The sequence below is a fragment of the Oceanobacillus sp. CF4.6 genome (assembly GCF_051262635.1).
In the GTDB taxonomy this organism is placed as follows: Bacteria; Bacillota; Bacilli; order Bacillales; family Amphibacillaceae; genus Oceanobacillus.
The window spans coordinates 188,063-202,310 of the sequence record NZ_JBIMEX010000005.1 but is presented as its reverse complement, the minus strand read 5'-3'; the positions used below and the strand labels follow the sequence as shown (position 1 = coordinate 202,310).

At 34.4% G+C, this 14,248-nt stretch carries 20 protein-coding genes; 11 read left to right on the top strand and 9 right to left on the bottom strand.

The genetic code is table 11. The features are described 5' to 3' along the window. Positions 1-172 precede the first annotated feature (172 nt). Together ACHABU_RS10430 and ACHABU_RS10425 are read right to left on the bottom strand one after the other, a co-directional pair. Positions 173-1,339, bottom strand: coding sequence for an AI-2E family transporter (locus tag ACHABU_RS10430; RefSeq protein WP_435764774.1), 1,167 nt, complete (start codon positions 1,337-1,339; stop codon positions 173-175). Between the two features lie 129 nt (positions 1,340-1,468). After that, positions 1,469-1,921, bottom strand: coding sequence for a hemerythrin domain-containing protein (locus tag ACHABU_RS10425; protein WP_435764773.1), 453 nt, complete (start codon positions 1,919-1,921; stop codon positions 1,469-1,471). Between the two features lie 221 nt (positions 1,922-2,142). On the opposite strand from ACHABU_RS10425, the gene ACHABU_RS10420 reads away from it, so the two are divergent. After that, on the top strand, positions 2,143-2,271 hold the full coding sequence (locus ACHABU_RS10420) for a hypothetical protein (protein WP_435764772.1): 129 nt from the start codon (positions 2,143-2,145) through the stop codon (positions 2,269-2,271). A 297-nt stretch (positions 2,272-2,568) separates the two neighbouring features. On the opposite strand, the gene ACHABU_RS10415 is transcribed toward ACHABU_RS10420, so the two are convergent. Further along, positions 2,569-3,015: a nucleoside deaminase gene (locus tag ACHABU_RS10415; protein ID WP_435764771.1), complete on the bottom strand. Its 447-nt coding sequence runs from the start codon at positions 3,013-3,015 to the stop codon at positions 2,569-2,571. A gap of 78 nt (positions 3,016-3,093) precedes the next feature. Further along, positions 3,094-3,303, bottom strand: a complete 210-nt coding sequence (locus tag ACHABU_RS10410) for a hypothetical protein (protein WP_435764770.1) — start codon at positions 3,301-3,303, stop codon at positions 3,094-3,096. Positions 3,304-3,591: 288 nt separating this feature from the next. Here ACHABU_RS10410 and ACHABU_RS10405 point away from each other — a divergent pair, with 288 nt between their 5' ends. Continuing rightward, on the top strand, positions 3,592-3,765 hold the full coding sequence (locus ACHABU_RS10405; protein WP_435764769.1) for an aspartyl-phosphate phosphatase Spo0E family protein: 174 nt from the start codon (positions 3,592-3,594) through the stop codon (positions 3,763-3,765). A gap of 347 nt (positions 3,766-4,112) precedes the next feature. After that, positions 4,113-4,547, top strand: a complete 435-nt coding sequence (locus tag ACHABU_RS10400; protein WP_435764768.1) for a glutamate synthase-related protein — start codon at positions 4,113-4,115, stop codon at positions 4,545-4,547. A gap of 79 nt (positions 4,548-4,626) precedes the next feature. On the opposite strand, the gene ACHABU_RS10395 is transcribed toward ACHABU_RS10400, so the two are convergent. Then, complete coding sequence (locus ACHABU_RS10395) at positions 4,627-5,130, bottom strand: peroxiredoxin family protein (protein ID WP_435764767.1); 504 nt, start codon at positions 5,128-5,130, stop codon at positions 4,627-4,629. Positions 5,131-5,255: 125 nt separating this feature from the next. Between ACHABU_RS10395 and ACHABU_RS10390 the strand changes: the two genes are divergently transcribed. From ACHABU_RS10390 to ACHABU_RS10365, 6 genes are all read left to right on the top strand, one after another. Next, positions 5,256-5,450 (top strand): signal peptidase II, encoded by a 195-nt coding sequence (locus tag ACHABU_RS10390; protein WP_435764766.1) that lies wholly within the window; start codon positions 5,256-5,258, stop codon positions 5,448-5,450. 237 nt (positions 5,451-5,687) lie between these two features. Next, positions 5,688-5,828 (top strand): hypothetical protein, encoded by a 141-nt coding sequence (locus tag ACHABU_RS10385; RefSeq protein WP_435764765.1) that lies wholly within the window; start codon positions 5,688-5,690, stop codon positions 5,826-5,828. Between the two features lie 188 nt (positions 5,829-6,016). Next, the gene (locus tag ACHABU_RS10380; protein ID WP_435764764.1) at positions 6,017-6,280 is read left to right on the top strand and encodes a hypothetical protein; all 264 of its coding nucleotides are present in this window, start codon (positions 6,017-6,019) and stop codon (positions 6,278-6,280) included. A gap of 59 nt (positions 6,281-6,339) precedes the next feature. After that, positions 6,340-6,894: a GNAT family N-acetyltransferase gene (locus tag ACHABU_RS10375; RefSeq protein ID WP_435764763.1), complete on the top strand. Its 555-nt coding sequence runs from the start codon at positions 6,340-6,342 to the stop codon at positions 6,892-6,894. A 920-nt stretch (positions 6,895-7,814) separates the two neighbouring features. Then, positions 7,815-7,988, top strand: a complete 174-nt coding sequence (locus tag ACHABU_RS10370; RefSeq protein WP_435764762.1) for an aspartyl-phosphate phosphatase Spo0E family protein — start codon at positions 7,815-7,817, stop codon at positions 7,986-7,988. Between the two features lie 313 nt (positions 7,989-8,301). Beyond that, entirely contained in the window at positions 8,302-8,604 is a 303-nt protein-coding gene (locus ACHABU_RS10365) for a small nuclear ribonucleoprotein (RefSeq protein ID WP_435764761.1), read from the top strand. A gap of 129 nt (positions 8,605-8,733) precedes the next feature. On the opposite strand, the gene ACHABU_RS10360 is transcribed toward ACHABU_RS10365, so the two are convergent. Then, positions 8,734-9,276 (bottom strand): ECF transporter S component, encoded by a 543-nt coding sequence (locus ACHABU_RS10360; RefSeq protein ID WP_435764760.1) that lies wholly within the window; start codon positions 9,274-9,276, stop codon positions 8,734-8,736. A 204-nt stretch (positions 9,277-9,480) separates the two neighbouring features. On the opposite strand from ACHABU_RS10360, the gene ACHABU_RS10355 reads away from it, so the two are divergent. Beyond that, positions 9,481-10,329, top strand: coding sequence for a pyridoxamine kinase (locus ACHABU_RS10355; RefSeq protein WP_435764759.1), 849 nt, complete (start codon positions 9,481-9,483; stop codon positions 10,327-10,329). Positions 10,330-10,520: 191 nt separating this feature from the next. Here ACHABU_RS10355 and ACHABU_RS10350 read toward each other — a convergent pair whose 3' ends face one another. The 3 genes from ACHABU_RS10350 to ACHABU_RS10340 all read right to left on the bottom strand — a co-directional run bounded on the left by ACHABU_RS10350 (position 10,521) and on the right by ACHABU_RS10340 (position 13,038). Then, the gene (locus tag ACHABU_RS10350; RefSeq protein WP_435764758.1) at positions 10,521-10,799 is read right to left on the bottom strand and encodes a hypothetical protein; all 279 of its coding nucleotides are present in this window, start codon (positions 10,797-10,799) and stop codon (positions 10,521-10,523) included. Positions 10,800-11,442: 643 nt separating this feature from the next. Continuing rightward, positions 11,443-12,414 carry an AEC family transporter gene (locus ACHABU_RS10345; RefSeq protein WP_435764757.1) on the bottom strand — a complete coding sequence of 324 codons (972 nt, stop codon included), beginning with the start codon at positions 12,412-12,414 and terminating at the stop codon, positions 11,443-11,445. 33 nt (positions 12,415-12,447) lie between these two features. Continuing rightward, complete coding sequence (locus tag ACHABU_RS10340) at positions 12,448-13,038, bottom strand: Maf family protein (RefSeq protein ID WP_435764756.1); 591 nt, start codon at positions 13,036-13,038, stop codon at positions 12,448-12,450. A gap of 190 nt (positions 13,039-13,228) precedes the next feature. Here ACHABU_RS10340 and ACHABU_RS10335 point away from each other — a divergent pair, with 190 nt between their 5' ends. Next, on the top strand, positions 13,229-14,143 hold the full coding sequence (locus tag ACHABU_RS10335; protein ID WP_435764755.1) for a LysR family transcriptional regulator: 915 nt from the start codon (positions 13,229-13,231) through the stop codon (positions 14,141-14,143). Positions 14,144-14,248: the final 105 nt, after the last annotated feature.

The following is a 14,248-nucleotide window of genomic DNA, read 5'->3' as shown; positions in this document are numbered from 1 at the left end:
TCACAGCGTATTATAATTGCCACTCCCACACCACCAAACGAAATCTCATTTCGATTGTAATTATGGAGACATCTAAAAAGCTTTGCTTTTTAGATGGTAATTGATGTTAATGTCTGGGACCACAAACCTGTCCTTCGTCTTGCCGTGAGAGGACCTCCTTATTACGATTGCATTAATCCGTTTCCTTTTCATCTGATAGTTGATAGGATCCATAATCTTCACCATAGTATTTATTGTAGCGCTGTTTAAACTTGCTGTATAAGTAGGTTACGATTACTTTTAACATGGCATAACCAGGTATACCAAGTATTACCCCAATAATTCCAATTAAATTTCCTGCAACAAGTAAAACAATAATAATGGTGAGCGGGTGAATTTTCATTGTTCTCCCCATAATATTTGGTGAAACAAAATTTTCTTCCAAAAATTGTACGGCTGCCCATACGATTGCTAGTTTTACTAACATAAATGGGGAATCAACCAAAGCAATAATAATCGCCGGAATAATTGCAATGGTTGGTCCGAGATAGGGAACGACACTCGTTATAGCGGCAATGATTGCAAGCGTGATCGCATAATCCAATCCAATGATTAAATAACCAATAAAGAGTAAAATACCGATACAAGAGGCAACAATGATTTGTCCTTGAATATACGAACCAACTTGAGTATCCATATTATGTAAGATATGGTTTACATCTTTTCTATATTTTGGAGGCAATAATTTTAAAGAAAAATGTTTGAATTTATCTCCATCTTTTAATAGGAAAAAGAGAATAAATGGAAATGTAATGATAGTAACAACAACGGTCGTAAGTGTATTTGCTACATTTTGAATACTTTGAAAGGCATCAACTAAATAGCCGCCGATCATTTCGGGTATGTCACTGAAATGAGTTATAAACCAGTTATACCCTTCATCATAATAAGGACCTAAAAATGAGTTTTGCAACCAGGTTGTTATTCCTTCACCCATTTGGTTTAAATAGGTTGGGAAATTTTCAGCTAGGTCTGTCACCTGTCTTTGAATCGCAGGGGCTGAAAGCAGGATGATCCCGGTTAATAGACCACTAATACCCAAAATAATAATCAGAATTCCCCAAATACGTTTAATTCGCATTCGCTCCAACAGGTTTACTATTGGATTTAATAAATAATAGACAATAAATGCCAGGATAACTGGGGGTGCAATCGTTGAAAGAATGACATTCAACGGATAAAAGACAAATGAAATTTGATTGTAAATAAAGATAGTTATACCAATTAGTAATAATAGGGCCAACATATAAAATAAATCACGACCACCTAGAAAACGCATAAATCTACTCGTCTGCTTCATCTTTAGACTCCTTTTTTAATATAATTATAGATGAATTAGCGGGAATATTCTATTAGAAAGGAGCTTAAACCAAATAGGCGATTACAATTATGATTTAGTAATCGCCGATATTGGTATAAGTTTTACACCTTAATGCAAGAACGGTGCAAGTTCCTTAAGCTTATCTTCTGGCAGTGCTTTTTCTATCATTGGGAAAATCACACGTTCTTCTTTTCGAATATGTGTTTCCAACAGGCTGCCCAACTCGTGCATCAGGTCTAAGTTAATCGTTTCGGAACGTATGAGTTCATTGATCCTGGCCCGTATTTTTACATGTTCTAAAAGCATTTCTACTATTTCTGACTGATTAACATCTGCATACTGGGCGTATGCGGGGAGGAGGATTTCCTCTTCTTCTCGGAAATGTTGTTGTCCATTCGGATTCCAGAAATCTGTGGCTTCTTGTTTTATTTCATCTATCGTTAATCGACTTACTTCTTTTCCAGCTCTTTTTAATTTCAGTGCTAAGTGCAGACCAATCATATGGTGGCGTGACAAAGGTTTCAGTGATTCATGACGTTTGATACTCTTATGTTTTGACATTAAAGTGCCTCCTTTTATGGAATGTGTGGAGAAAGGGGAGGGGTAGGGGTTATTGAGAAGGTTTAGGAGCTTTAGCATTGTTAAGAAGAGTATATCCTTATTTGGAAAGTAAAATCAAACAGTAGAGGAATGGAATTTTTTATAAATATTCATGCACACTTCGAAACTTCTTGCATATATTAACTTCTGTGTGAGAAATTTATTAGGAAGGAGGTAGACTTATGGAAACCAATGGGATAATTAGCTCAAAATTAAACGAGATAAATGGTGGGGGATATAGAATTATTGAAGTAAATCTGTCTGACTCATCGGATAATTTATATGCAGTATGCACGCCAGTTAGAAAGTAATAAGATTGTTTTTGGAAAACCATCTCTTTTGTAACTTACATAGAAGAGATGGTCTTTTTAATTACTCTAATAAAAGCTTCAATATAACCTCAAAAGTAAAAACGATTTATTCTTCAAATTTCTCCAATGCCTCCGGGTATTCAACTATATCAAATACCTCCCCAGTTGCTACATCTTCAATGGAAATCGTTACGTCATAATCCACCGGTTAGACACCAAATTTTTTAGCCAGGAGAAGAGACAATCATATCCTCTATTGGTAGTGAAGAGCTTCGTATTACTTTCTCAAGGCTATCATCACTCACTCCATAGTTTCATAGGATTTACTTGATCTTCACTTAATGACATTTGTATCATCGAAAGTGTACGTTCTGTTTTTGGTCTTTTTAAATCGTCATATATAGCTTTCGACTTTCCTAATCCCACTTCAACCGCATCCTCAACCGAGGCACAATAGAACACCTTATCAATTCCCGCAAAATACATAGCTGTGAGACACATTGGGCAAGGCTCTCCACTTGCATACATTATATAATTTGATAGATTGTTCGTTTGTAATTTCTCTTGGGCTCGACGAATAGTTAATAATTCCGCATGACCACTAACATCAAACGTTTTATGAAGTTCATTGACCCCTTCAGCTACAATGTTGTTATCTTTTACAAGTACTGCACCAAATGGCTGCCCACCATCATGCACATTTTCTATAGCTAGTTCAATAGCTCGTTCCATGAATTTGTCCATTCTAAACCTCCATAATGTACTGTTTCCCTTACTGTACTTATATTTACTGGAATCTTCAATAGTTAGATTGTACAAAGGCTATAATAAATTCACTTCATCCCCAATATCTACATTTCCGCCTGAGAGCACACAGACAACATTTTTATTTTTGACACCCAATTTACCATTCATAGCAGCTGCTACTGTCACTGCAGCGGATGGTTCATTAAGCTGTTTCATTCGTTCGAGCACTAGAGTTTGTGCCGTTTTAATCTCTTCCTCGGAAACTACTAGTATAAGATCATCCAAGTAATTTTGAAGTCTTTAACCATTTACTTTTCATCATTTATTCCTCCATAATCAATGTAAAACAAATGAAGAAAATGAGAGATATACAACCCTTGAAAAAAAAGAGGAAAGGATGTATTCCAATAAATGTTACAAAATTGTGACACATGATCTTGAAAAGTTATGACAGGTTTTGTCGAGTATATTGTAATCTTTATAATAGGTTGTGATAATAGTACTAGCTTATATTGGGTTATAGAACTAATGACCTAAAACATTTAAATTGAATTTAAGAGGAGAAGAAAATAGATGATACAAGTACAAGAACCGGTTCAATCCAATTTACTAAAAGCAATTTTAATAAAGAAGGAAGAAATGATTCAACTTGGAATGAAGTACGGATTGGTAAATCATAGAACAATAGAATGCAGTCAGCAACTAGATGGCCTTCTAAACCAATACAACAATGGTGAGCTCTATTAACATATGCAAAAAAGCTTAGACAGATAAGGAGATATTTTATCCTTCAAATCAACAATGCTAACAATAAATAATATTGTATTAGTAAGTACTGTTCATTCAATGGTGCTATTTTAATGCGTTTTTTCATAAGATGGTAGAGAAAATTGATATAATAACCACATATGACTTGGTTTACAATTGAGAGAAAATTAACCAACATAAGTGTGATGGAGCGAGATAGTCAGAATGAATCTGATATTCCACAATTTAGAAAATACATCTTCATTATTCATTTAAAATATGCACCCATATATCCATAATAGATATACCAATATTTAGAAGGGTAAGTTTATCTGTAGAGCGCTACTTTGCATTCACTAGTAAGGGCAGTTGATTGGTTGGTTGAGAACAACATGAGAAATAAGTTTCAAATAATAGTTTCCGGTGGATTAACTACACCAGGACATTTTCTAAAAGCAATGGCAATTGGTACAGACGCTGTGTACATAGGATCGATTGCCTTAATGGCAACATTACAGACACAAATGGCTAAAGCAATGCCTAAGTATCCACCACCACAATTAGCACTTTATTCTGGAAAATTGAAAGATGAATTCGATGTAGAAGAAGGGTCGAAGAATTTAGCTAACTTTCTAAAATCATGTACGACTGAAATGAAACATGCCATCCAAGTCATAGGGAAAAAATCAACAACAGAATTAAACCGGAACGACTTAGTGAGCATGGACAAAGATCTCGCCGAGTTTATGACAATACGGTATGGAGCATCACATCGCCGATAAGTAAATAACTTCTCCTAATGAGTAAGGATGTACCAGAAGTAGATTTGGTACATCCTTACTCTCTATAAATGCGCTAATTTTATTTTATATTTTTACTAATGTATTGAATAATTTTTCTTAACTCTGTTGGAGTTGGTCTTCCAAATGGACTTGTTTGCCTTTGTTGATACAAAAGGTTTCCTTGCTCACCAACTAGGAAGTAGGCCGGTTCTCCATGTAAACCATGATCCTCATAAGGTGCATTCTCACCATGATAATGGACTTGATACTTTTCTAATACTTCGAGATTTTCATCCGCAAGCACCTGGAAGGTATACTTGTGATCTTCCACCATGTTCTTTAAAGCACCTAAGGCATCTGTGGAAATCGTGGTGAGATGAATGTTTTTCCCTTCAAAGTACCCTTTACTTTTTTCGAGTTCTTCCAATTCGCCCATGCAAGCAGGACACCAAGAACCTCGGAAAAAGATGATTAACTGCCATCCGCCTGTTTGCTTGCGATAATTTTCAAAGTTATATTCCTCACCATTTACTGCAGGAAGTGAGAAATCAGGTACAGGTTTACCAAGTTCAAATCCAGACATAGAAATTCCTCCTTTTTTTCGTTCTCTTATATAATACCCTTTAAAACACCTTAATAATGTAAGCTAGCTTACAATGAAAATATCATATTATAAAGAAGAGTTAAAAGAAAAACAAAGGAGATAAAGTGGATAGAATGTTTATTTGGTTAACTCTGTTCTTTCTCACAATCGATTTAGCAACAAAAATTTGGGCTGAAATTACGTTACTAATTGGCGGAAATCAGGAAACAGTAGTCCCGTATTTATCTTGGCTTCTTCTATATAATGAAGGAATGAGTCTTAGTTTACTTGAAGATTATCCTAAATTGCTAAAGGATTAGATGAAGTAGTTAGGTAGCATTATAAAAGTGTATTGTAGCAACGACTAATCACTTTCATTTGTTGGCTCCAAACAGGATTGAACCAATCTATTCAAAATCGTGTATTAACAATGAAGCCAAACTATTTATTTCCTGTGCATATAGAAGATATTAAAAAGTTACCTATGCCCAATGTCATAGGTGGTGGAGCAGCAGGTATCGAACTTGCTCTTTCAATACTTGCTTGGAGAAAAAAACATGACTCATAATGATGTGACCTTAATTAGTTCATATAATCTTTTAAAATCATTTGGTTCTAGTGCTTCTAATAAAATACAAGAAATAGCTTCAAAAAAGGAGTTACGTGTTATAGAAGGGGAAAAAGTAGTTCATTTTTGAGTTGACTAATTACAGCACTTACTGGTTGCTTCCTGGGCAATGATCCTGTTTTAAAATTCATTTCAATTTTATAATAACAAATTTTCAAGGAAATAGGGGTTCCCACTATACCAATTATTTCTTTTAACATACCTTAATTAATGAAGAAGGAAATCCATTTAAATAATATTAAAGGAGGTAATAGATGTATGTCTTGTGAAAAATATTTCCATTTATGTAAAGATAATATAGGTTCAGAAGTTGAAATAAGAGATCATCATGGAAAAGTATATGTTGGAACAATTGAAAAAGTAGACCGTGACGTTGTTTATCTTCGTCCAATAGGGCCTTCACCAGGTCACGGGCATGGAATGTATTTTTTCGCTGCTGTAGGATTAACAGCGATTGCATTAGCATCAATCGCAGCCTTCCACTTTCGAAGAAGGCCATTTCATCATGGACCTTTTTACTAAAACAATTGACTAGACAATAGAGAAGACTTTAAAAGGTAACTAAGGGAAGTGCACTTTATATGACGGGGAGAGAGTTATCATTAACAGAAAACTTAATTTTTAGAGATCTTACTATGGATGATAAATACGACATATATTGTCTTTATTCAGATCCTGAAGTTCTTAGATTAGATCACAGTGAGCCTTTTAAAGATATTATGGAAGCTGAAGAATTAATTAGAGATTTTAAACAGTCTAATTGTAACCATAGTTCTATAAGCTGGGGAATCGAATTAAAAGATTCTAAAAATATTATTGGAACATGTGGATTCAAAAATTGGGATAGGTTATCACACCATGCAGACATTGGGGGAAATTTTTTAAGTGAGTATTGGGGTAAAGGATTTGGAACAGAAACATTAAGGTTCATGATTGAATATGGTTTTACTAAAATGTATTTAAATAAAATTTGCGTATATACCAATGTTAAAAATACCAATGTTGTAAAATTAATGAAAAGGCATGATTTTCAACAAGAAGGAATACTTCGTGAACACCAGCTCTTAGAGGGAGCTTTCGAAGATGTGTTCGTTTTTTCATTACTAAAAAAAAATTACAAATTTAATAATGAATAATACGAAGACATTTTAGTACGGATTAAAGTGGAGACGGACTAAGTAGCTTATTTCAACTATGTTCCATATAAATAAGTTTGATAGGCCCTAAATTTCGGGGCCTACTTTATATTTCAACTGTTTTTAGTTTAATTGAGAAATAGTTGGTTACAGTGCTGGAAAGTATAAGGACGCTTGTTCAAGTGGCTTAACGGTTTTGAAATATTAAATTGTTTTATTGAAGGTTGATATCCAAAAACTAAGGTTGACGTAATCGTGCATAGGTATGCTTATACTGTTTAAGTTTTATTATTTCTTCGTGATAGGGGATTATGGTTAGGCATTTATTTTCCATCATTTATTCCACGCAGTGTCACTTTTCCATTTATCAAATCCCTTTCTAACAGAATACTTGGGATTTCATACTCAATAAGTTTTCCTTCATTATCAAAAAATTAATATCCTTCTTTACCGTCATATATAAAGGAATTGATTTTCATATTTGGTGTAATTAAGGTCATCTTCTCGGTGTCATTCCACAAACCTTTACGATTGTTTTTTATTTATTTTCTTTTTCTACCAACGCTTTCATAGCGCTTAATGAAATGCCTTCTTCCATAGTGATTCCTCCAAGACTTCATATTTCCGGCATACTGCCATTATTTACTTTTATTATTTGCCAAATTTAAGCACGATATGTTCCTTATCGCCACATATGTATAAAGATAAAGGGAATTCTGTTAATCTGGAAAGTTAGAGTGAAAGGGACATTCAAAAAATGTTACAAATTTGTGACGCATGATTCTAGAAAATAATGACATGTTTTGTCGAGTATATTGTAATCTTTATAATAGGTTGTGATAATAGTGCTAGCTTATGTTAGGTCATAGAACTAATGACCTAACAACATTTAGATTAAATTCAAGAGGAGAAGAAAATAGATGATACAAGTACAAGAACCAGTTCAATCCAATTTACTAAAAGCAATTTTAAAAAAGAAGGAAGAAATGATTCAACTTGGAATGAAGTACGGATTGGTAAATCATAGAACAATAGAATGCAGTCAGCAACTAGATGGCCTTCTAAACCAATACAACAATGGTGAGCTCTATTAACATATGCAAAAAAGCTTAGACAGATAAGGAGATATTTTGTCATTCAAATCAACAATGCTAACAGTAAATAATATTGTATCAGTACGTACTGTTCATTCAATGGTGCTATTTTTATGCGTTTTTTCATAAGATGGTAGGAAAAATTGATATAATAACCACATATGATTTGTTTACGATTGAGAAAAATAAGTAACATCCCTCTCCTAGGTGAATATCCTGTATTTAAAAGGAGATGAGGTAAAAAGTGAATACAGAAAATAACGTTGAATATCATAATGACTTAAGGAATTTACATGATGAGTGTAAAAGACTCATGAATCATCATGTGACTTTATCAATGGCAGATGGAACTACGATGGAGGGTATTATCGAGAATGTAGATAGGGATCATATCGATGTTTTAGTCGGTGAAGAGGTGATGGAGCGAGATAGCGAAAATGAATCGGATACGCGACAATTTTATGGCGCTGGGTATGGACGTCCTAGAAGAAGTTTCCGACGTTTTAGACGTCGACGTTTTCCACTAGCGTCCTTAGCTGCTTTAGCGCTTTTACCTTATATTGTTCCAACTCCATATCCTTATTACCCTTATCCGTACCCTTACCCGTACTATTAAAGAATATCAATTCGTTTTAAAGGGTGCTAAGTTACGAGCGAAGATTTTTAACAAGCAGTACCGTTGTTTAAACGGTACTGTTTTTATTGCCCATTTTTAAAAAAGGTGATCAAAAATGCTTATAACAATCTATTTAAAATAAGAGAATTTTTTTAAAGCAACGCAAATTGGAACAGCAATCATAATTCCTAATACATTTTGAAGCAGGTCTCCAGGTATCGAAGCTAAGGGTGTAATCCAATTAGCGAATAAAATGCTTTCTCCAATGTAATAAACAGCAATCATAAATGGAATGGAAACGATTGTAGCAGTTAAGTTTAGGGCAATGCTATTACCTTTGTGCCCATTTAACCAAGCAATTCTTCCAACGATGTATCCTTGCAAACCACGCGCCACAATCGTGATAGGCGCCCACAACACCCAACCTCCAAGTATATCAAATAATCCCATTCCGATTGCACCAGCAATTGCCCCTTTTTTAGGACCAAATAAAATAGATGCAATAAAAAGCATAGCTGTTCCTAGATGAACTAAACCACCACCATTTACACTAATAGGTAGTCTAATATTTAAAAAGACGGTTGAAACGAAAACAAGTGCTATTAACATTGATGTTAAAATTAGATCTAATGTTTTTTGACGTGACTTTAAATGACTTTGTGTATTTTGCATATGTATAAACCTTCCTAACTAGAATTTTTATCTAACTTTAGCAAAAGCTTGGTATATTCAAAAGCGCCAATTTAATAAAAAACGTTAGGGTCAGTTTGTGAAAGTGCAACTAAGATGGTCACCGAAAAGCTTCGTGACAACCAAGTTTTCTAATGGTAATATGGATGAAGTTTAATGAATAGGCATTATGGAGGTTAGGTTATTATGAAAAAAGTTGCTGTATTACAGGATTTATCATCTTTTGGAAAATGTTCGCTAACAGCTGCAATTCCAGTTCTTTCCGTAATGGGCGTGCAGGCTTGTCCTTTACCAACGGCTGTACTCTCTGCGCAAACCGGCTATCCAAGTTTTTATTGTGAAGATTTTACATCTAAAATGAAATATTTCATAGAGGAATGGAGTAAGCTTCATGTAACCTTTGATGGAATCTATACCGGTTTTGTTACAGGTAGTGAGCAAATCAATAATATTTATCAATTTTTAGATGAATTTTATACAAAAGAAACGACTTTACTTGTTGATCCGGTAATGGGGGATACAGGAGAAGTCTATAAACATTTTACCGATGAATTGCTGGTGCAAATGAGAGAATTTGTGATGCAAGCAGATGTGATTACACCAAATGTTACGGAGAGCTGTTTGTTATCTGGATTGTCTTATGAAAAACTACATAGCTATTCAAATGAGAAGGACTATATGGAAGCAATAGAAGAAGCTGGGAATATATTGCAGCAAGAAACCGGAGCTGAAGTTATCATTACTGGAGTGAATCCACCTTCAACAGATTCAGATAGAATGGTTATCGGAAATATGTATTTAGACGGAAATAATTCCTTCTATCGTGCGATGCCGTATAATGGAAAAAGCTATTCTGGCACTGGTGATTTATTTGCGTCTGTGATTATGGGAAGTATGATGCACGGAGAGAACTTGGAAAAATCTGTACAGCTTGCAGTATCATTCCTGACAGAGGCCATCAATGATTCCTCCTTGGAACAAATTCCTGAAGTAGAAGGAGTTAACTTTGAGAAATATTTGGGAATGTTATTATAAAAAGGTCTAATTTTAATAAAATAAAATCCTCTATTATTCGACTAGTTAACTCCATCCTCGGGAAGTTGAATTATTTAAATATTTTAATTTTAATCTTTCATCAATCTAGCACCAATTGAACATTTAGTAGGGTAAGCATGGCTACCCTTATTTTTTTTGTTATTCTGTGATTACCCGATATAGTTTACCATCTATTTTCCATCATTTATTCCACGTAGTATCACTTTTCCATTGATCAAATCCCTTTCTGACAGAATACATGGGATTTCATACTCAATAAGTTTCCCTTCATTATCAAAAAATAAATATCCTTCTTTTTCGTCATGTATAAAGGAATTGATTTTCATATTTGGTGTAAGTAACAAGGTCATTTTCTCGGTGTCATTCCACATTACCTTTACGATTGTTTTTTTATTTATTTTCTTTTCTACCAACGCTTTCATAGCGCTTAATGAAATGCCTTCTTCCATAGTGATTCCTCCAAGCTTTTTTTCCAGCATACTGCCAGTTACTTATTTTTATTATTTATCGAATATGGGTACGATATGTTCTTTATCTCTAACATACTTATAAAAAATAATCCAATAAAGTCTTCTGGGATTCTTCATATCGTGTTGCTGATATGGGGGGAATGACAGATAAAAAATAATACTAAGTAGTGTATTTGAATTGACAGTATAATTAAATAAATTTATACTATAATAAGAATAAGATACTGAGTAGCGGGTAACTACTCAATACTAGGAACTACAAAACCGCATAAAGAGCGGTTGTTCAAAATTATGTTGTCTTACTGAAGAAGTAATCGCTAACCTTGGTCGGGCAGGCGGTTACTTCTTTTTGTATAGATAAACGACAATGGATGCAATTAAAGTAAGAGCTGCTATTAGTGTGAAACTAAATTGCGCTACTAGATTTAATGCTTCGTATGCCGTCATTCGCCCACTATTGCTATGTAGTTGCTACTTATATATTATCACGATATTTGATAGATTAACATTAAATAAAAATCGAATATTCGTTCTATTTTAGAGAAGACATGAAAGATTAAGTTCCCAAAGCGATTTGGGGACAGCAGTAGGGAACAGGCACTTTTTCTTGGTAAAACCTTAATTACTCTATCATTACAACAAGAAAAATAGAGATGGTAATGATTGAGATTACTGTGGTTGCAAGTGTGTATAAAGGAACTTGTTTAACTAAAGTATTATATTTTTCAGCAAAAACGTAAACAATCGCTCCCGTTGGTAAAGCTGATAAAATGACAACAGAAACTGCCCATAAATTGTCTTCCACTGGGAAAATATAATATACGAATAAAATAGCTAGTAATGGCAGAATAATTAACTTCAAGCTCAATAGCACAATAAATTCAGAAAGGTAATAGTGTTTATTTTTGAAGACATTTCGTTCACTCGATAACCCTAATCCTAAAGCAAATAAAGCAGTAGGACCAGCGGCTGGGCCAAGAACTTCCGTAAATACATAAACAGATGGAGGAATCGGGATCTGTGAAATAGCTACGATAATTCCTAATAATAACGAAGCATTAATCGGGTTTAACACAACTGATTTTACAATCAATCCGAACAACGGCAAGATTTTTTCTTGTTCGTCGTGTTTTTTATTCATTACCTTTGCTATTTCAAATGACACAATAACCAGTGTCACGATGGTTAAATCGTAAATAAATGTTACGATTGCGGCTGGTACTGCAGCTTCCTGCCCGAATGCTGCGATTAATAGTGGAATACCAAGAAATCCAGTATTTCCATATGTCGTAATCATCCCATACATGCTTAACTCAGGAAACTTCTTTTTAAATATGAATTTAAATAGGATGATCGTCAAAACAAAGCAACTTATAATAATGCATAGATTAGTGAGAATAAAGTTCCAATTTGTAATTTGATCCACTGGTGCTGTAGATAGAGAAGAGAATAGTAATGCTGGAAGGGCAAAATAATAGACAAAATAGTTTAAGGATTGCACTCCATTCAATGGTAATAATGAAAGCCTTCCAGCTAAAAACCCACATAAAATGATAGCAAAAATCGGAATAACCACCTGGAACAATACGAACATCCATACACTCCCTTTATGTATTAAATCAATAGACTAAAGAGGATTTTTATCATTTTCAGGATACACGGAAAATCCCCTAAGTTCCCTCACCGCTCGAGAAATCGGCAACCCAACCACATTATAATAATCTCCACTAATCTGCTTTACAAATATAGCCCCAACACTCTGAATCCCATAAGCTCCCGCTTTATCATACGGTTCCTTCGTAGCTATATACGGAACAGTTTCTTCCTCTGATAATGGCCAAAATTCTACTTCTGTTCGTTCAACAAATACCGTTTCCTGATCTAATGAACGAATCAGTACACCGGTAAATACCTCGTGAACATTACCGCTTAAAGCTGAAATCATTTGGTAAGCGTCTTCCTTATTTTTCGGCTTTTCAAATATATTTTGATTGTAAGAAACCACCGTATCAGCAGACAAAATCACTTCATCGTCATGTTCAATAGTGACGTTTCGACCTTTTAGAATAGCTAACTGTCTAACTTTTTCTACTGGATCATGGGTAATGATTTGTGATTCATCTATGTTTGGTTTACGAATAGTAAAGGGAATCCGGACTTGGTTTAAGAGTTCCTGCCTTCTTGGTGAAGATGATGCAAGGATTAGTTTTTTTGTCATCTGTTATTTCTCCTTAAGTGTGCACTTGTATGTCATATAAGTGCAGTATAGCAATATTTATTACCTCTCTCAATGTAGATCGTTTCGTGCGTTATAGTAACAGATATCTATAATGAGAAAAGTTAATAGAATACAGTATAGAAGAAGTGTATAATTCGGAATAGTAAACGATGTGAAGGAAGGGTTTAAGATGACATTACAACAGTTGAAATATGTGATTGAAGTGGCAAGAAGTCGTTCAATTAGCAAAGCGGCACAGAATTTGTTTATTAGTCAGCCAAGTCTTTCCAACGCACTAAAAGAGCTGGAGAAGGAAATGAGGATTACAATTTTTTCGCGGACCAATAAGGGAATTATGATTACTTCTGAGGGTACGGAGTTTTTAGGTTACGCAAGGCAGGTGGTTGAACAGTCAGAACTTCTTGAAAATCGCTATTCCAATACACAATCGCCTCAGCAACATTTCTCTGTATCAGCCCAGCACTATGCATTTGCGGTTAGTGCCTTTGTACGACTGTTAAAAGAGTATGATCGGGAGGAATATGAGTTTACGTTACGGGAGACGAGAACATACGAAATTATTGATGATGTGAAAAACCTGCGAAGTGAAATTGGTATTTTGTATGTAAATGAGTTTAATAGTAAGGTTATCCATAAGTTTCTTAGAGAAGGAGATTTAAAATTTTTTGAGTTATTTGAAGCAAAACCACATGTGTTCATCAGTTCAAGAAACCCACTTGTGAACCGGGATTATGTGACATTGAATGATTTACTTCCCTATCCATATCTCTCTTATGAACAAGGGGATTATAATTCCTTTTATTTTTCAGAGGAGATTTTGAGCACGCTTTCCAGGCCAAAAAATATTCGGGTTAGTGACCGGGCCACGTTATTTAATTTACTCATTGGCTTAAATGGCTATACAATTTCGACAGGAGTCATAAGTCAAGAATTAAACCATGACATTATTGCGGTTCCTTTGAAGGTGGATGAGCGGATAACTGTTGGATATATTACCCACAAAAATGTAACGAACAGTACACTGGCCAATATCTATATTGACTATTTAAAAGAAACAATTGCAGAAGAACGTTCGAGGCTATAGTTTAAAGCTATAGTAATTCACTGTAATAACGAAGGACGATATTCTCTTTCATTAAATAGGATGCAAGAAATAGTTAAAGATTAACGCCAATAAAAACCCTCTATT